Source organism: Caldimonas tepidiphila (assembly GCF_003569765.1).
Classification (GTDB): Bacteria; Pseudomonadota; Gammaproteobacteria; order Burkholderiales; family Burkholderiaceae_C; genus Caldimonas; species Caldimonas tepidiphila.
Map to the genome: position 1 here is coordinate 19757 of NZ_KZ983965.1, position 15885 is coordinate 35641.

15 protein-coding genes, 1 tRNA gene and 1 pseudogene are annotated in these 15885 nt (G+C 68.7%); 8 read left to right on the forward strand and 9 right to left on the reverse strand.

Translation table 11 applies throughout. From position 1 onward, the window contains the following. Positions 1-8 precede the first annotated feature (8 nt). On the reverse strand, positions 9-1412 hold the full coding sequence (locus D3A59_RS03035; RefSeq protein ID WP_119153449.1) for a lactate utilization protein B: 1404 nt from the start codon (positions 1410-1412) through the stop codon (positions 9-11). A 4-nt stretch (positions 1413-1416) separates the two neighbouring features. Further along, positions 1417-2142: a (Fe-S)-binding protein gene (locus D3A59_RS03040; RefSeq protein ID WP_119153450.1), complete on the reverse strand. Its 726-nt coding sequence runs from the start codon at positions 2140-2142 to the stop codon at positions 1417-1419. An 84-nt stretch (positions 2143-2226) separates the two neighbouring features. Here D3A59_RS03040 and D3A59_RS03045 point away from each other — a divergent pair, with 84 nt between their 5' ends. Continuing rightward, positions 2227-2997, forward strand: a complete 771-nt coding sequence (locus D3A59_RS03045) for an IclR family transcriptional regulator (RefSeq protein WP_119153451.1) — start codon at positions 2227-2229, stop codon at positions 2995-2997. A gap of 70 nt (positions 2998-3067) precedes the next feature. Here the strand turns inward: D3A59_RS03045 and pbpG are convergent, their stop codons facing one another. The 7 genes from pbpG to D3A59_RS03080 form a co-directional block, all read right to left on the reverse strand. Next, positions 3068-4114, reverse strand: coding sequence for a D-alanyl-D-alanine endopeptidase (gene pbpG, locus D3A59_RS03050; RefSeq protein WP_419187228.1), 1047 nt, complete (start codon positions 4112-4114; stop codon positions 3068-3070). A gap of 170 nt (positions 4115-4284) precedes the next feature. After that, positions 4285-5826, reverse strand: coding sequence for a 2-isopropylmalate synthase (locus tag D3A59_RS03055; protein WP_119153452.1), 1542 nt, complete (start codon positions 5824-5826; stop codon positions 4285-4287). Between the two features lie 219 nt (positions 5827-6045). Further along, on the reverse strand, positions 6046-6867 hold the full coding sequence (pssA, locus tag D3A59_RS03060) for a CDP-diacylglycerol--serine O-phosphatidyltransferase (RefSeq protein ID WP_119153453.1): 822 nt from the start codon (positions 6865-6867) through the stop codon (positions 6046-6048). Then, complete coding sequence (locus D3A59_RS03065; protein WP_119153454.1) at positions 6864-7511, reverse strand: phosphatidylserine decarboxylase; 648 nt, start codon at positions 7509-7511, stop codon at positions 6864-6866. The genes pssA and D3A59_RS03065 overlap by 4 nt, the downstream gene beginning before the upstream one ends. 82 nt (positions 7512-7593) lie before the next feature. Further along, positions 7594-8610: a ketol-acid reductoisomerase gene (gene ilvC, locus D3A59_RS03070; protein WP_119153455.1), complete on the reverse strand. Its 1017-nt coding sequence runs from the start codon at positions 8608-8610 to the stop codon at positions 7594-7596. Between the two features lie 139 nt (positions 8611-8749). Beyond that, positions 8750-9241: an acetolactate synthase small subunit gene (gene ilvN / locus D3A59_RS03075; protein WP_119153456.1), complete on the reverse strand. Its 492-nt coding sequence runs from the start codon at positions 9239-9241 to the stop codon at positions 8750-8752. A 158-nt stretch (positions 9242-9399) separates the two neighbouring features. Continuing rightward, entirely contained in the window at positions 9400-11190 is a 1791-nt protein-coding gene (locus D3A59_RS03080) for an acetolactate synthase 3 catalytic subunit (protein ID WP_119153457.1), read from the reverse strand. Between the two features lie 261 nt (positions 11191-11451). Here D3A59_RS03080 and D3A59_RS03085 point away from each other — a divergent pair, with 261 nt between their 5' ends. The 7 genes and pseudogenes from D3A59_RS03085 to D3A59_RS25905 form a co-directional block, all read left to right on the forward strand. Further along, positions 11452-12009 carry an RNA polymerase sigma factor gene (locus tag D3A59_RS03085; protein WP_119153458.1) on the forward strand — a complete coding sequence of 186 codons (558 nt, stop codon included), beginning with the start codon at positions 11452-11454 and terminating at the stop codon, positions 12007-12009. After that, on the forward strand, positions 12006-12455 hold the full coding sequence (locus D3A59_RS03090) for a DUF3619 family protein (RefSeq protein WP_240635917.1): 450 nt from the start codon (positions 12006-12008) through the stop codon (positions 12453-12455). The genes D3A59_RS03085 and D3A59_RS03090 overlap by 4 nt, the downstream gene beginning before the upstream one ends. Positions 12456-12460: 5 nt before the next feature. Further along, on the forward strand, positions 12461-13411 hold the full coding sequence (locus D3A59_RS03095; RefSeq protein WP_119153460.1) for a DUF3106 domain-containing protein: 951 nt from the start codon (positions 12461-12463) through the stop codon (positions 13409-13411). Further along, positions 13408-13947 carry an RDD family protein gene (locus D3A59_RS03100; RefSeq protein WP_119153461.1) on the forward strand — a complete coding sequence of 180 codons (540 nt, stop codon included), beginning with the start codon at positions 13408-13410 and terminating at the stop codon, positions 13945-13947. The genes D3A59_RS03095 and D3A59_RS03100 overlap by 4 nt, the downstream gene beginning before the upstream one ends. Before the next feature lie 104 nt (positions 13948-14051). After that, on the forward strand, positions 14052-14924 hold the full coding sequence (locus D3A59_RS03105) for an NAD(P)-dependent oxidoreductase (RefSeq protein WP_119153462.1): 873 nt from the start codon (positions 14052-14054) through the stop codon (positions 14922-14924). Between the two features lie 61 nt (positions 14925-14985). Beyond that, positions 14986-15061, forward strand: a tRNA-Ala gene (locus D3A59_RS03110). 431 nt (positions 15062-15492) lie between these two features. Next, a pseudogene (locus D3A59_RS25905) lies at positions 15493-15885 on the forward strand (hypothetical protein); the annotation flags it as partial.

Genomic DNA, 15885 nt, shown 5'->3' on the forward strand with positions numbered 1-15885 from the left:
GTGCGGCTTCAGCGCCGCCGTCCGGCGTAGAGTTCCTTGAAGGTCTTGCCGGGCGGGGTCGGCAGGTCGCGCGTGCGGGTCCAGCCGCCTGCGCCCGGAAGCTGCCGCATGCGGCCGCCCTGCCCCGCCAGGCGCAGCAGCCGCACGCCGAGCCAGGCGGCGGCGCGGTAGAGCGCCGGGCGCCGCGCCGTGAAGCCCCAGGCACGCAGCGCGGCGCGCTCCCACCAGGGGCGCAGGCCGCGCTCGAACTGCTTCTCGCGCAGCTTGCGCAGCAGGTCGGGCAGCGGGATCTGCATCGGGCACACCACGTGGCATTGCCCGCACAGCGTCGAGGCCTGCGGCAGGTCGAGCGCCTTCTCGAGGCCGACGTAGCTCGGCGTCAGCACCGAGCCCATCGGCCCGGGGTAGACCCAGCCGTAGCTGTGCCCGCCGATCTTCTGGTAGACCGGGCAGTGGTTCATGCAGGCGCCGCAGCGGATGCAGCGCAGCATCTCCTCGAACTCGCCGCCGAGCAGCCCGGTGCGGCCGCCGTCGACCAGCACGAAGTACATGTGCTCGGGGCCGTCCGCCTCGTCCGCCGCGCGCGGGCCGCTCAGCAGCGAGAAGTAGTTGCTGATCACCTGCCCGGTGGCCGAGCGCGGCAGCAGCCGCATGATGTTGGCGAGGTCCTCGAGCGTCGGCAGCACCTTCTCGATGCCGGTGATCGCGACGTGCACGCGCGGCAGCACCGTGCACAGGCCCTCGTTGCCCTCGTTGGTGACGAGCGCGACCGAGCCGGTCTCGGCGACGAGGAAGTTGCCGCCGGTGATGCCCATGTCGGAGGCGAGGAAGCGCTCGCGCAGCACCTCGCGCGCCTCGCGCGTCATCTCGGTGATCTCGCTCTTGCGCGGCCGGGCATGGGTCTTCTCGAACAGCTCCGAGATCTCGTCCTTGTCCTTGTGCACCACCGGCGCGATGATGTGGCTCGGCGGCTCGTTGCCGTTGATCTGCAGGATGTACTCGCCGAGGTCGGTCTCGGTGACCTGCACGCCGGCGGCCTCGAGCGCGCGGTTGAGCGCGAGCTCCTCGCTGACCATGCTCTTGGTCTTGGTCGCGCGCTTGACGCCGTGGCGCTGCGCGATCTCGACGACGAGGCGCGACGCGTCGGCGGGCGTCTCGGCCCACAGCACCGTCGCGCCGCGGCGCGTCGCCTCGCGCTCGAAGACCTCGAGCCAGACGTCGAGCTTCGCGAGCGCCGCGTCGCGCCGCCGCACCGCCTCGCTGCGGATCGCCTCGAACTCCTCGAGCTCGCGCACCGCGGCGGCACGCCCCGAGACGAACTTGCTCGACAGCTTCTTCAGGTTCTTCTGCAGCCGCGCGTCGGCGAGCCGCTGGCCCGCGCGGGCCTGGAAATGCATCGACTGGACCTGCATCCGCTCACTCCTTGGTCAGCACTTCGGCGACGTGCAGCACCTGCGTGCGGCTGTCGCCGCGGCGGCGCAGCCGGCCCTCGATGTTCATCATGCAGCCGAGGTCGCCGAGCACCACCGCGTCGGCGCCGCTCGCCTCGATCTGCCCGCACTTCTCGTCGACGATCGCGGTCGAGATCTCGCCGTACTTGACCGAGAAGGTGCCGCCGAAGCCGCAGCACTGCTCGCAGCCCGCCATCTCCTTGAGCGTCAGCCCCGGCACCTTCGCGAGCAGCGCGCGCGGCTGCGACTTGATGCCGAGCTCGCGCAGCCCCGAGCAGGAGTCGTGGTAGGTCACCGTGCCGTCGAAGCGCCCTGGCACGCGCTCGATCTTCGCGACGTTGACGAGGAAATCGGTCAGCTCGTGCACCCGGGGGCGCATCTGCTCGAAGCGCCAGGCGAGCTGCGGGTCGTCGCGGAACAGGTCGGCGTAGTGCGCACGCACCATGCCGCCGCAGGAGCCGGAGGGCACCACCACGTGATCGAAGTGCTCGAACTCCGCGAGCAGCTTCTCGGCGAGCGCGCGCGCCGTGGCGCGGTCGCCCGAGTTGTAGGCCGGCTGGCCGCAGCAGGTCTGCGCCATCGGCACGTGGACGCGGTAGCCCGCATCCTCGATCAGCCTGATGGCTGCCAGCCCGATGCCGGGACGCATCAGGTCCACCAGGCAGGTGACGAGAAATCCGACGTTCTTCATGGCCTGATTATCGGCCGCGCAGGCCGCTTTGCGGGAAGCGCTTTCGCCATGCAAAATTCACGATTCACAACGACAATGCGGGGCATGAGAAAGACCGAGGGAAACACACCGACCATCCAGGTGCTGGAGCGCATGTTCACGCTGCTGGACGTGCTCGCGGCACACCGGGACCCGGTCTCGCTGAAGGAAATCAGCGAGCAGACCGGGCTGCATCCGTCGACCGCGCACCGCATCCTGAACGATCTCGCGGTCGGCCGCTATGTGGACAGACCCGAGGCCGGCAGCTACCGGCTCGGCATGCGGCTGCTCGAGCTGGGCAACCTGGTGAAGGCGCGGCTCGACGTGCGCGACGCCGCGCTCGGGCCGATGCGCGAGCTGCACAAGCTCACGCACCAGCCGGTCAACCTGTCGGTGCGCCAGGGCGACGAGATCGTCTACATCGAGCGCACCTACAGCGAGCGCTCGGGCATGCAGGTGGTGCGCGCGGTGGGCGGGCGCGCGCCGCTGCACCTGACCTCGGTCGGCAAGCTCTTCCTCGCGCACGACGATCCGCAGCGCGTGCGCGCCTATGCGACGCGCACCGGCCTGTCGGGCCACACCCGCAACAGCATCACCGACCTGCCGGCGCTGGAGCGCGAGCTGTCCAAGGTGCGGCAGTACGGCACCGCGCGGGACAACGAGGAGCTGGAGCTGGGCGTGCGCTGCATGGCCGCCGGCATCCGCGACGACCAGGGCCGGCTCGTCGCAGGGCTGTCGATCTCGGCGCCGGCGGACCGGCTCGAGGAAGGCTGGATGGAGCGGCTGCAGGCAACCGCCGCGAGCATCTCCGCCGCGCTGGGCTGGCAGGACCGCTGAGCGGGCGCCGGAAACGACATCGCGGGCCGGGGCCCGCGATGCATGTCCGTCGTCCGACGCGGCCCCGCCCTCAGCGGGAGACGATCGCCTGCGTGGCGCCCTCCAGCCACTTGCGCACCCGCTCCGCATCCGCGAGCCGCGAGTGCCGGCCGGCCGAATCGAGGAAGACCATGATCAGCTTGCGCCCGGACAGCTCGGCCTGCATCACCAGGCAGCGGCCCGCCTCGGAGATGTAGCCGGTCTTCTGCAGGCCGATCGACCAGCCCGGGTTGTAGACCAGGCCGTTGGTGTTGCGGTATTGCAGGTGGCGCTTGCCGATCGCCACCTGGTACTCGGGCGAGGTGGACAGGTCGCGGATCAGCGCCTGGCCGTAGGCGTTGCGCACCAGCGTGGCGAGATCGCGCGCGCTCGACTGGTTGTCGCTCGACAGCCCGGTCGGCTCGACGTAGCGGGTGTCGCTCATGCCCAGCTCGGCCGCCTTGCGGTTCATCGCCGCGACGAAGGCGGACAGGCCGCCGGGATAGTGGCGCCCGAGCGCGTTGGCGGCACGGTTCTCCGAGGACATCAGCGCCAGGTGCAGCATCTCGCCGCGCGTGAGCTGGGTGCCGACGGCCAGCCGCGAACTGCTGCCCTTGAGCGTGTCGACGTCGTCCTGCGTGATCGTTAGCACCTCGTCGAGCGGCAGGCGCGCCTCGGTCACCACCAGCGCCGTCATCAGCTTGGTCAGCGACGCGATCGGCAGCACCGCCTGCTCGTTCTTGCTGAAGATGATCTCGTTGGTGTCCTGGTCCAGCACCAGCGCAACGCTGGACTGCAGCGCGAGCGGATCGTCCACCTCGTGCAGGCCGTAGGCCCGCCCGAGCGACAGCCGCTCGACCACCGGCGCCTGCGGACGCGCCGATGCCACCACGCTAACGGCACGTTTCGGGATGTTCCGCGTCGAAGCCTTCACTGCGGAGGACTTCTTGGCACGCGGCGCGGCGGCCGGCTTCTTCGGCGCCGGCGCCTTCTTCTGCACCGTGGCCCCGCGCTTGGCGGAGGACGCCGGTTTTCGTTCGGGAGCCGCTTCGGCAAACAGCGGTGCGACCGCCAGCGCGCAGGCGCTGATCCAAGTCACGAATCCGGGACGGGAAAAAATCTTTGGCAAAGACGACACGGCAAAGCTCCTACTACCCGGCGCGCCGAGTGTATGGGAAAGAAAAAAACCGCGCAATATCAGAAACTTACGCGGTTTTCCTCATCTTTTCACTGACCGTACCGTCTATATGAGGGGGGTCAAATGGGGGGTCATCCCTGGGCGGCGACCCGCTCCCCCTTCTGGTGCAGCTTGTTCAGTGCCGCGAGATAGGCCTTGGCCGACGCGACGACGATGTCCGGGTCGGCACCGACGCCGTTGACGACCCGGCCGCCATGCTGCAGCCGCACCGTCACCTCGCCCTGCGATTCTGTGCTGCCGGAGGTAATCGCATTGACCGAATACAGCAACATTTCGGCACCACTTTGCACCTTGGACTCGATCGCCTTCAGGCTCGCGTCGACCGGGCCGTTGCCGTCGCTCTCGGCGTGGAACTCCTCGTCGCCGGCGGCGAAGGCCACGCGGGCGTGCGGGCGCTCGCCCATCTCCGAGTGCTGCGACAAGGCCAGCAGCCGGAAGTGCTCCTGCTCGGCGGTGACGCTCTCGTCGGCGACGAGCGCGATGATGTCCTCGTCGAAGATCTCGCTCTTGCGGTCGGCGAGGTCCTTGAAGCGCGCGAACGCCGCGTTGACCTCGGCCTCGGAGCCGAGCTCGATGCCGAGCTCCTGCAGGCGCTGCTTGAAGGCGTTGCGGCCCGAGAGCTTGCCGAGCACGATCTTGTTCGCGCTCCAGCCCACGTCCTCGGCGCGCATGATCTCGTAGGTGTCGCGCGCCTTGAGCACGCCGTCCTGGTGGATGCCCGAGGCGTGGGCGAAGGCGTTGGCGCCCACCACCGCCTTGTTCGGCTGCACGACGAAGCCGGTGGTCTGCGACACGAGGCGCGAGGCGGGCACGATCTGCGAGGTGTCGATGCCGACCTCGAGCCCGAAGTGGTCGCGGCGCGTGCGCACCGCCATCACCACTTCTTCCAGCGCGCAGTTGCCGGCGCGCTCGCCCAGACCGTTGATCGTGCACTCGACTTGGCGCGCGCCGCCGATCTTCACGCCGGCGAGCGAGTTCGCCACCGCCATGCCCAGGTCGTTGTGGCAGTGCACCGACCAGATTGCCTTGTCGGAGTTCGGGATGCGCTCGCGCAGCGTGCGGATGAAGTTGCCGTAGAGCTCCGGCACCGCGTAGCCGACCGTGTCGGGCAGGTTGATCGTGCTCGCGCCCTCGTCGATCACCGCCTCCAGCACGCGGCACAGGAAGTCCACGTCCGAGCGGTAACCGTCCTCGGGCGAGAACTCGATGTCCGCGCACAGGTTGCGCGCGAAGCGCACCGCGAGCCGCGCCTGCTCGTACACCTCGTCGGGCGTCATGCGCAGCTTCTTCTCCATGTGCAGCGCGCTCGTCGCGATGAAGGTGTGGATGCGCGCGGAGTTCGCGCCCCTGAGCGCGTCGGCGGCCCGCGAGATGTCGCGGTCGTTGGCGCGGGCGAGCGAGCAGACGGTGCTGTCCTTGATCGCGTCGGCGATCGACTTCACCGCCTCAAAGTCGCCGTTGGACGAGGCGGCGAAGCCGGCCTCGATCACGTCGACGCGCAGCCGCTCGAGCTGGCGCGCGATGCGCAGCTTCTCCTCGCGCGTCATCGACGCGCCGGGTGACTGTTCGCCGTCGCGCAAGGTGGTGTCGAAGATGATCAGCTTGTCGGCCATGGTTCGCTCCGTGGTGGTTGCCGTCTTTGCCGGGACAAGAAAAACGGCCCGCTGCGCATGTGCGTGGCGGGCCGTGATGCAGTTGAAAGCTGTAGACGTGTGCGATCAGCGCGCCCGGGACTGTCCCGGGAGAAGTAGCAGCGAGGCGGCGATGAACGTCATGCGGTCAATATAACACGCGGCCGGCAGGGCTCGTTCGCCGGCACGCCGCCTCCGGCCTCATTGATGCAGGCCCTTCTCGTCCGGCTCGTCGGTGGACACCGCGATCACGCTGACCGGCGCGCCCTTCGACTTGCGCCAGGCGTAGACGACGTAGCCCGACACGCCGTAGACCATGAAGACCGCGAACAGCACCAGCGGCGGGTGGAAGGAGATCACCGCGAAGGCCAGCGCGATCGCGACGATCACGATGAAGGGCACCGTGCGCTTGAAGCTCACGTCCTTGAAGCTGTAGAAGGGCGCGTTGGTCACCATCGTCAGGCCCGCGTAGAGCGTGAAGCCGAAGGCGGTCCATGCGAGCCAGTCGAGCTCGTGCACCTGCTTGTAGCCGAGGTCGTCCATCACCCAGACCAGGCCGATCACGAGTGCCGCGGCCGCCGGGCTCGGCAGGCCCTGGAAGAAGCGCCGGTCCACCACCGCGATGTTGGTGTTGAAGCGCGCCAGGCGCAGCGCCGCGCAGGCGCAGTAGACGAAGGCCGCGATCCAGCCCGGCTTGCCCAGGCCCTGCAGCGCCCATACGTAGATCACCAGCGCAGGCGCCGCGCCGAAGGACACCATGTCCGACAGGCTGTCCATCTGCTCGCCGAAGGTGCTCTGCGTGTTGGTCATGCGCGCGACGCGCCCGTCCAGGCTGTCGAGCACCATCGCGGCGAAGATGCCGATCGCCGACTGCTCGAAGCGCCCGTTCATCGCCATCACGATCGCGTAGAAGCCGCCGAACAGCGCAGCGACCGTGAACAGGTTGGGCAGGATGTAGATGCCCTTGCGGCGCGGCCGGGGCGGCGGCGCGTCGTCGTTGCGCGGATCGTCGGCGGAGTTCATGCGTCGCTCAGCGTGGCCAGGATGGTGGTGGTGGCGTAGACCTTGTCGCCGGGCGCGACGAGCGCGCGTGCGGAAACCGGCAGGTAGACGTCCACGCGCGAGCCGAAGCGGATGAAGCCGTAGCGTTCGCCGCGCGCGAGCACGTCTCCCGGCTTCACGTAGCAAAGGATGCGCCGCGCGATCAGGCCGGCGACCTGCACCAGCGTGACGGTGTGGCGGCCGGTGTCGATCACCACCGCGTTGCGCTCGTTCTCGAGCGAGGCCTTGTCAAGGTCGGCGTTGACGAACTGCCCCGGGAAGTACTGCACCTTGGTGATCGTGCCGTCGACGCTCGAGCGGTTGGAATGGACGTTGAAGACGTTCATGAACACGCTGATCAGCAGCGCGTCGCGGTCCGCGTACGGGTCGCGCACCTTCTCGACCTTCACGATGCGGCCGTCGGCGGGCGACAGCACCGCGTCGGTGTCGGCAGGAATCGCGCGCGGCGGATCGCGGAAGAACTGCACGACGAAGACGAGCGCGAGCCAGAACAGCAGCGAGACGAAACCGGGGCCGAAGAAGGACGTGGCGAAGACGGCCGCGAAGAAGGCGATGGCAATGAAGGGCCAGCCCTCTTTCGCGAGGATGGGATGGGGATAGTTCATGGGCGCGAGGATACCTCAGCAGACTATGAAAAAAGCCGCGAGGATCGCTCGCGGCTTTCGTGTCGAACGGGAGCCCGTCCGATCAGTTCTTCGACTGGTCGACCAGGCGGTTCTTCTTGATCCAGGGCATCATCGCGCGCAGCTGCTCGCCGACCTGCTCGATCGGGTGCTCGGCGGTCAGGCGGCGGCGCGAGATCAGGGTCGGCGCGCCGGCCTTGTTCTCGAGGATGAAGCTCTTTGCGTACTCGCCGGTCTGGATGTCCTTCAGGCACTGGCGCATCGCGTTCTTCGTCTCTTCCGTGACGACGCGCGGGCCGGTCACGTACTCGCCGTACTCGGCGTTGTTCGAGATCGAGTAGTTCATGTTGCCGATGCCGCCCTCGTAGATCAGGTCGACGATGAGCTTCAGCTCGTGCAGGCACTCGAAGTAGGCCATCTCGGGCGCGTAGCCGGCTTCCACCAGCGTCTCGAAGCCGGCCTTGATCAGCTCGACGGTGCCGCCACAGAGGACTGCCTGCTCGCCGAACAGGTCGGTCTCGGTCTCCTCGCGGAAGTTGGTCTCGATGATGCCGGCCTTGCCGCCGCCGTTGGCCGCGGCGTAGCTCAGCGCGAGATCACGCGCCTTGCCGGTCTTGTCGGCGTGCACCGCGATCAGGTGCGGCACGCCGCCGCCCTGGGTGTAGGTGCCGCGCACGGTGTGGCCCGGGGCCTTCGGCGCGACCATCCAGACGTCGAGGTCGGCACGCGGCGTGACTTGGCCGTAGTGCACGTTGAAGCCGTGCGCGAAGGCGAGCGATGCGCCCTGCTTGATGTTCGGCTCGACCTCGGCCTTGTAGACGCCTGCGATCTGCTCGTCGGGCAGCAGGATCATCACGACGTCGGCCGACTTCACGGCCTCGGCGATCTCGGCGACCTTCAGGCCCGCGTTCTCGGCCTTGGACCAGGAAGCGCCGCCGCGGCGCAGGCCGACGGTGACCTTCACGCCGCTGTCGTTCAGGTTCAGCGCGTGGGCGTGGCCCTGCGAGCCGTAGCCGATGATGGTGACGTTCTTGCCCTTGATCAGGCTCAGGTCGGCGTCCTTGTCGTAATAGACCTTCATGTGTTTCTCCAGAGTCGGTGAGCAGTGAACGGGTGGAACGCGTGAACGAGTGACAACCGCGCCTTGAACCCGAGCCTCACTGTTCAATCGTTCACTTCGATCACTCGTTCACAAATGGGAAAGGCGAGGCCGTGCGCGCTCACACGCGCAGGATGCGCTCGCCGCGGCCGATGCCGCTGGCGCCGGTGCGCACCGTCTCGAGGATCGCGCTGCGATCCAGCGCCTCGATGAAGGCGTCGAGCTTGGCGGAGTCGCCGGTCAGCTCGATCGTGTAGGTCTTCTCGGTCACGTCGATGATGCGGCCGCGGAAGATGTCGGCCATGCGCTTCATCTCCTCGCGCTCCTTGCCGACCGCCCTCACCTTCACGAGCATCAGCTCGCGCTCGGTGTAGCTGCCCTCCGACAGGTCCACCACCTTCACGACCTCGATGAGGCGGTTGAGGTGCTTGGTGATCTGCTCGATCACGTCGTCGGAGCCGGTCGTGACGATGGTCATGCGCGACAGCGACGGGTCTTCCGTCGGCGCCACCGTCAGGCTCTCGATGTTGTAGCCGCGGGCCGAGAAAAGGCCCACCACGCGGGAGAGCGCGCCCGGCGCGTTCTCCAGCAGCAAAGCGATGATGTGTTTCATGTCGTCGTTGCGCGCTCTTCAGGACGACGGCGGTAACCGCCGCCCCTTGGCCACGCCCTTCGATGTCAGGGAATTCGAATGCGAACGTGCGGCACCTCACGCCCGGCGGCAGGGCGTCCCGCGGTAACGGGGCGCCCTCGCACCGGGCCTTCAGCGCCTCACAGGTCCTCGGAGCCGAGCAGCATCTCGGAGATGCCCTTGCCCGCCTGCACCATCGGCCAGACGTTCTCGGTCGGGTCGGTGCGCACGTCGAGGAAGACGGTGCGGTCCTTCAGCCGCAGCATCTCCTTGAGCGCGGGCTCGACCTCGGAGGGCTTCTCGATCTTGATGCCGACGTGGCCGTAGGCCTCGGCGAGCTTCACGAAGTCGGGCAGCGCGTCCATGTAGCTGTGCGAGTAGCGGCCCTCGTAGTCGAGCTCCTGCCACTGGCGCACCATGCCGAGGTAGCGGTTGTTCAGCGAGATCACCTTGACCGGCGTGTTGTACTGCTGGCAGGTCGAGAGCTCCTGGATGCACATCTGGATCGAGCCCTCGCCGGTGATGCAGAACACCTCCGCGTCGGGCTTGGCGAGCTTGATGCCCATCGCGTAGGGCAGGCCCACGCCCATCGTGCCGAGGCCACCCGAGTTGATCCAGCGGCGCGGCTCCTCGAAGCCGTAGAACTGCGCGGCGAACATCTGGTGCTGGCCGACGTCCGACGTGATGTAGGTCTCCTGGCCCTTGGTGAGGCGGCACAGCGTCTCGACCACGTACTGCGGCTTGATGACCTCGTCGGAGTTGCGGTACTTCAGGCACTCCTTCTTGCGCCACTCCGACACCTGGCCCCACCACGCGGCGAGCGCCTGCGCGTCGGGGCGGGCCTGCGCCTCGCGGATCTGGGCGATCAGCTCCTGCAGCACTTCCTTGACGTCGCCGACGATCGGGATGTCGACCTTCACGCGCTTGGAGATCGACGACGGGTCGATGTCCACATGGATGATCTTGCGCTCGACCGACGCGAAGTGCTTCGGGTTGCCGATCACGCGGTCGTCGAAGCGCGCACCGACGGCCAGCAGCACGTCGCAGTGCTGCATCGTCATGTTGGCTTCGTAGGTGCCGTGCATGCCGAGCATGCCGAGGAACTTGGGCTCGCTCGCGGGGATCGCGCCCAGGCCCATCAGCGTGTTGGTGCAGGGCGCGCCGATCAGGTCGACGAGCTCGCGCAGCTCGGCCGAGGCGTTGCCGAGGATCACGCCGCCGCCGGTGTAGATGTAGGGGCGCTTGGCCTGCATCAGCAGCTGCACCGCCTTGCGGATCTGGCCGCCGTGGCCCTTGCGCACCGGGTTGTAGGAGCGCATCTCCACCGTCTCGGGATAGGAGAAGGCGCAGGTCTTGAGCGAGACGTCCTTCGGCACGTCCACCACCACCGGGCCGGGCCGGCCGGTGCGGGCGATGTGGAAGGCCTTCTTCATCGTCGCGGCCAGGTCGCGCACGTCCTTCACCAGGAAGTTGTGCTTGACGATCGGGCGCGTGATGCCGACGGTGTCGCATTCCTGGAACGCGTCCAGGCCGATCGCGTGCGTGGGCACCTGACCGGTGATGATCACCATCGGGATCGAGTCCATGTACGCGGTCGCGATGCCGGTCACGGCATTCGTCACGCCCGGGCCCGAGGTCACGAGCGCGACGCCGACCTCGCCGGTGGCGCGCGCATAGCCGTCGGCCGCGTGCACCGCGGCCTGCTCGTGGCGCACCAGCACGTGCTGGATGGTGTCCTGCTTGTAGAGGGCGTCGTAGACGTAGAGGACCGAGCCACCGGGGTAGCCCCAGATGTACTTGACGTTCTCGGCCTGAAGGCAGCGCACCAGGATCTCGGAGCCGTTGATCTCCTGGGCGGCGGTATGGGGGTGCGGTTGTGCCTTGCCCTCGAGGGCAGCAGCACGCTTGGTTTCCGCGGCAGACATGTCCATGTGTCGAACCTTTCAGATTTTCTCTGACGAAAAACGATCGGTGCCCCTCCTCTCGCCCTCGTGAGGCGGCTTCAGGGCCTGCGCGGTCAAAAAACTCGGACGGCCCGGGTCGGGTCGTCCAGTCAAGACCAGATTGTTGTGCAGCCGCACATTATGGCATCGCGAGCGCCACGGGGGCTTTCCCCTCCGCTTCGAGGGCGGACGGGATGCGATAATTTTCCGAGTGCATTCCAGATCGCCCCCCGAGGCGACGCCGCTTTCTTGGCCAGCCCCACAGAACTTTCCGACTTCCTCAAGAGCTGCGAGAAGCGCGCCTTCAAGCGCACCCTCTATGCGGTCCGGGACGCCGATGCCGCGCTCGACATCGTGCAGGACGCGATGATCCGGCTGGCCGAGAAATACGGCGACCGCCCCGCCGCCGAGCTGCCGCTGGTCTTTCCCCGCATCCTCGCCAACGCCACCACCGACTGGTTCCGCCGCAGCAAGGTGCGCAACACCGTGGTGCAGAACTTTTCCGCCTTCGAGCAGATCGATGGCGAGGACGCGTTCGACCTGCTGGAGGCCCTCGACCAGGCGAGCGCGAACGAGAGCGCGGCGGACGCGCTGTCGCGGCAGCAGACGATCCGGGCGATCGAGCAGGAAATCGGGGAATTGCCCGCGCGTCAACGCGAGGCCTTCCTGCTGCGTTACTGGGAGGAACTCGACGTCGCCGAGACGGCGGCTGCCATGGGCTGCTCGGAAGGCAGCGTCAAGACGCATTGTTCGAGGGCCGTGCATGCCCTGGCCCGGGCACTGCGAGCCAAGGGAGTGGCACCATGAAATACGACAATTCGATCCATCCGCCGATGGATCCGGACGCGCTGGAAGCGCGCTTCGGGCTGCGCATCGGCGCACAATTGAACGCGGCAGCCGACGCGCTGCCGCACGACATCACCGAGCGACTGCGTTTCGCGCGCGAGCAGGCGCTCCAGCGCCAGCGCCTCGCCGCGCAGCCGGTGGCGGCGCCCGCGCTGCTGCCGCAGCAGGCGGGGCCCGTGCTCGCGCTCGGCCAGGGCGGGCGCCCCCCCCGCTGGGGCTGGCTCGGCTCGCTGCTGTCCGTCGGCGGCCTGCTGCTGGGCCTGATCGTGATCGACGACTGGCAGCTGAGCCAGCAGATCCACGAGGCCGCGGAGATCGACAGCGCGCTGCTCGCCGACGACCTGCCGCCCGCCGCCTACAGCGATCCGGGCTTCGCGGAGTTCCTGAAGAGGACCGCGGACCGGTGACCCCGATGGAGCCGCAGATGCCTTGCGGGGCGCCGGGCCGCCCCTTGCCTTCGCGCCGGCTCGCGCGGGCCCTGCTCGTCCTCGCCGGATGGAGCCTCGCCGCGGCCGTGTTCGCGCAGCCCGCGAGCGAGTCCGCCGCCTCGGCCGCCTCGCCTGCCGCCTCTTCGGCCCTCCCCTTGCCGGCGGCCTCGGCACCGGCATCCGCTGCGGCGCCGCTGTCGCGACCTGCCGCCGCATCCGCGGCGACGGACGCCCGGCCGGCGACCGGCCCTGCTGCCGCGAGCGCCCCCCGCCGCAAGGCCGCTGCACCCCTCAACGAAGGCCCGCGCTGGTCCGCCCTGAGCCCGGCGCAGCGCACCGCCTTGCGGCCGCTGCAGCGCGACTGGGCCGAGATCGACGCCCTGCGCAAGCAGAAGTGGCTGGAGATCGCGCAGCGCTTCGACAAGCTAACGCCCACCGAGCGGGCGCGACTCCACGAGCGCATGGCCGAATGGGCCCGCATGTCCCCGCAGCAGCGCAGCAACGCCCGGCTGACCTTCCAGGAGGCGCAGCAGTTGCCGCCCGAGGTCCGCCAGGACCGCTGGGCCGCCTATCTCGCGCTGCCGGAACCGGACCGTCTGCAATTCATCGAGCAGGCGGGCCGCTCGCTGGAAGCCCCCGCCCGGCCGGCCCCGCGGCCCGCCAAGCGCCCTCCCTCGTCCCTGGCCAAATCGAGCATCGTGCCCAACCCGCTTCACGCCACGCCGCCGCGCGCAGCCGGCCCCGCCCTGCTGCGCGCCGCGCCCGGCGCCACCACCACGCCGCTGCGCCAGCCGCCGCAGCCGCCCCGGCATCTGGTGCCCGGACTGCCCAAGATCGCCGCGATCCCGGAATTCGTCGACGGCACCACGCTGGCGCCGCGCGTCGGCCCCCAGGCGCCGGGAACGCGGCCGCCCGAACGCGAGTCGAGCCGATGAACGCCGCCGCATCCTCCCCGGCCGCAGCCGGCATCGCCCCTCCGCTGCGCCACCGCCTCGCGAGCTTCGTCTACGAGGGCGTGCTGCTGTTCGGCGTCGTGATGGCCGCCGGGCTGCCGTTCTCGATGCTCACCGGCCAGCGTCATGCGCTGCAGGGGCGCTACGCGCTGCAGGCCTTCATGTTCGCGGTGCTCGCGATCTACTTCATCTGGTTCTGGTCGCACGGCGGCCAAACGCTCGCGATGAAGACCTGGCACCTGCGCCTGCTCCGCGCCGATGGCCGGCCGGTCTCGCCGCTGCACGCCGCCTGCCGCTTCCTGGCGAGCTGGGTCTGGTTCCTGCCGCCGCTCGCCCTGGTCTGGCTGCTGGACTGGAAGGGCAGCGGCACCGTCAGCGCCGCCGTCTTCGGCTGGATGCTCGCCTACGCGGCCCTGTCGCGCCTGCACCCGGCGCGCCAGTTCTGGCACGACGCGCTGTGCGGCACCCGGCTCGTCGCCCACCGGACAGAGGCCGCGCCGAAGAAGATCCGGGCCTGAGGGCCTGGAGCGGCGAAGAACGCGGCCGCCGACCGCCATCCCCTCGCCCCTCCGGCTGTTCCTATACTCGCGGCCTTTCATCCATCTCCTGCGAGGACCGATCCATGGACATCGCCGTGCTGGGCATCGGCATGATGGGGGCGCCGATCGCCCGCCGCCTCTGCGACGCGGGACACCGCGTCAGCGTCTGGAACCGCACGCGCGAGAAGGCCGAGCCGCTGGCTGCATGCGGCGCACGTGTCGCGGCGAGCGCTGCCGAGGCGGCGGCGAGCGCGGAGCTGGTCGTGCTGCTGCTGGAGAACGGCGCCGCGGTGGATGCGGTGCTGTTCGGCGAGGCGCAGGCCGCCGCGGCGATGCGTCCCGGCACGCTGGTCGCGGACATGAGCTCCATCAAGCCGGCCGAGGCGCGCGAGCACGCGGCACGCCTTGCCGCGCGCGGCATCGCGCACCTCGATGCCCCGGTTTCGGGCGGCACCGTCGGCGCCGAGGCCGGCACGCTCGCGATCATGGCCGGCGGGGAAGCGGCGGACGTGGCGCGAGCGGCGCCGGTGCTCGCGACGCTCGGGCGGCTCACGCATGTGGGCCCGCATGGCGCGGGCCAGCTCGCCAAGCTTGCGAACCAGATGATCGTCGGCATCACGATCGGCGCCGTCGCCGAGGCGCTGCTGCTGGCGGCCAGGGGCGGCGCGGACATGGCGAAGGTGCGCGAGGCGATCCGCGGCGGCTTCGCCGAGAGCCGCGTGCTCGAGGTGCACGGCCAGCGCATGGTCGAGCACGACTTCGCGCGCCGCGCGGCCCTCACGGTGCAGCTCAAGGACCTGCGCAACGCGCTCGCGACCGCCACGGAGCTCGGCTTCGAGGCGCCGGTCACGCAGCTCTTCGAGCAGCTCTACGCGAGCGCCGCTGAGCACGGCTTCGCCGATGCCGACCACGCCGGCCTGTTCCTCGAGCTCGCGCGGCGCAACGCGATGGAGTGAAAATCTTTCCCGAGGGGACTGGCGCGCCATGCTCCTGCTGCGCTATACTGCCGATCTCTTCGGGGGGGTAGCTCAGCTGGGAGAGCGTCGCGTTCGCAATGCGAAGGTCGGGAGTTCGATCCTCCTCCTCTCCACCAGAAGATTCCCAAGGCCTTGTTCCACAAGGCCTTTTTCTTTTTCCGGCCGGTCACTTCGACGAAATGTCCATCGATCCAACATGGCCCTCGGATCCACCCCTTCCTGGACATCGAAGTCCAACTCGCCTGCGACGGCTCCACCCCCCTCATTGAGGGGGACCGCTGCGCCTGTTGGCAACGCTACCGAGGCTCGTCCTCAGCCCTGGCGACCCCGCACCACTGCACCTCATCTGGTCAGGGCTCCCAACGGGATCTATCACCTGCGGCTGGTGATCCCTGAGCGGGTGCGAGCCGCGCATCCGGGCCTGCCACGGGAGCTACGACGCTCCACAAAATCATCCACAAAATCCACCGTAAAAATCCACGCTCTGCAGAAAGCGCGCGAAATGTGCGCAGAATTGGTAACCAGCTTAGATCCCTGCGGACCTGCAATGCTGGTGAACAACGAATCCTTCCAAGCCCGAAAACAGGGCTTCTTGATTGAATACACAGATGGGGCCCTGCGCGCCGAGGTCTACCCCGGCGCAGATCTCCAAACGTTGAACATGCTCGCCAAGCTGCTGCCGCTGGTCACGCAGCAGCTGGCCGAAGTTTGCAACCCACTTCCAGCCTCGTATACGGCTCCTCCAGAAGCAGGGTGCGATGCAAGCCGCCCTCCCCCGTCTGTCGCCGAGACACGGCCCGCTCCGCCAGTTGCCCCACCGGTACTGCATTCCGCTGTGGAGAAGCCAGCCCCAGTGGAGCCGGGAACGCAGGCCCCGGAAGCTGCGTCCGCTGTCAACGTGCCGCCGGCGGTTCGGTCAGTGGAGTGGCTCTCCGAGGCC

What these genes read in the sequence shown, in the direction of transcription:
- ilvC (WP_119153455.1), bottom strand. Translation starts at nt 8,610, where the DNA reads ATGAAGGTCTATTACGACAAGGACGCCGACCTGAGCCTGATCAAGGGC.
- D3A59_RS03100 (WP_119153461.1), top strand. Translation starts at nt 13,408, where the DNA reads ATGAACGCCGCCGCATCCTCCCCGGCCGCAGCCGGCATCGCCCCTCCG.
- D3A59_RS03045 (WP_119153451.1), top strand. Translation starts at nt 2,227, where the DNA reads ATGAGAAAGACCGAGGGAAACACACCGACCATCCAGGTGCTGGAGCGC.
- ilvN (WP_119153456.1), bottom strand. Translation starts at nt 9,241, where the DNA reads ATGAAACACATCATCGCTTTGCTGCTGGAGAACGCGCCGGGCGCGCTC.
- D3A59_RS03095 (WP_119153460.1), top strand. Translation starts at nt 12,461, where the DNA reads ATGGAGCCGCAGATGCCTTGCGGGGCGCCGGGCCGCCCCTTGCCTTCG.
- pssA (WP_119153453.1), bottom strand. Translation starts at nt 6,867, where the DNA reads ATGAACTCCGCCGACGATCCGCGCAACGACGACGCGCCGCCGCCCCGG.
- D3A59_RS03040 (WP_119153450.1), bottom strand. Translation starts at nt 2,142, where the DNA reads ATGAAGAACGTCGGATTTCTCGTCACCTGCCTGGTGGACCTGATGCGT.
- D3A59_RS03055 (WP_119153452.1), bottom strand. Translation starts at nt 5,826, where the DNA reads ATGGCCGACAAGCTGATCATCTTCGACACCACCTTGCGCGACGGCGAA.
- D3A59_RS03035 (WP_119153449.1), bottom strand. Translation starts at nt 1,412, where the DNA reads ATGCAGGTCCAGTCGATGCATTTCCAGGCCCGCGCGGGCCAGCGGCTC.
- D3A59_RS03090 (WP_240635917.1), top strand. Translation starts at nt 12,006, where the DNA reads ATGAAATACGACAATTCGATCCATCCGCCGATGGATCCGGACGCGCTG.
- D3A59_RS03080 (WP_119153457.1), bottom strand. Translation starts at nt 11,190, where the DNA reads ATGGACATGTCTGCCGCGGAAACCAAGCGTGCTGCTGCCCTCGAGGGC.
- D3A59_RS03065 (WP_119153454.1), bottom strand. Translation starts at nt 7,511, where the DNA reads ATGAACTATCCCCATCCCATCCTCGCGAAAGAGGGCTGGCCCTTCATT.
- D3A59_RS03105 (WP_119153462.1), top strand. Translation starts at nt 14,052, where the DNA reads ATGGACATCGCCGTGCTGGGCATCGGCATGATGGGGGCGCCGATCGCC.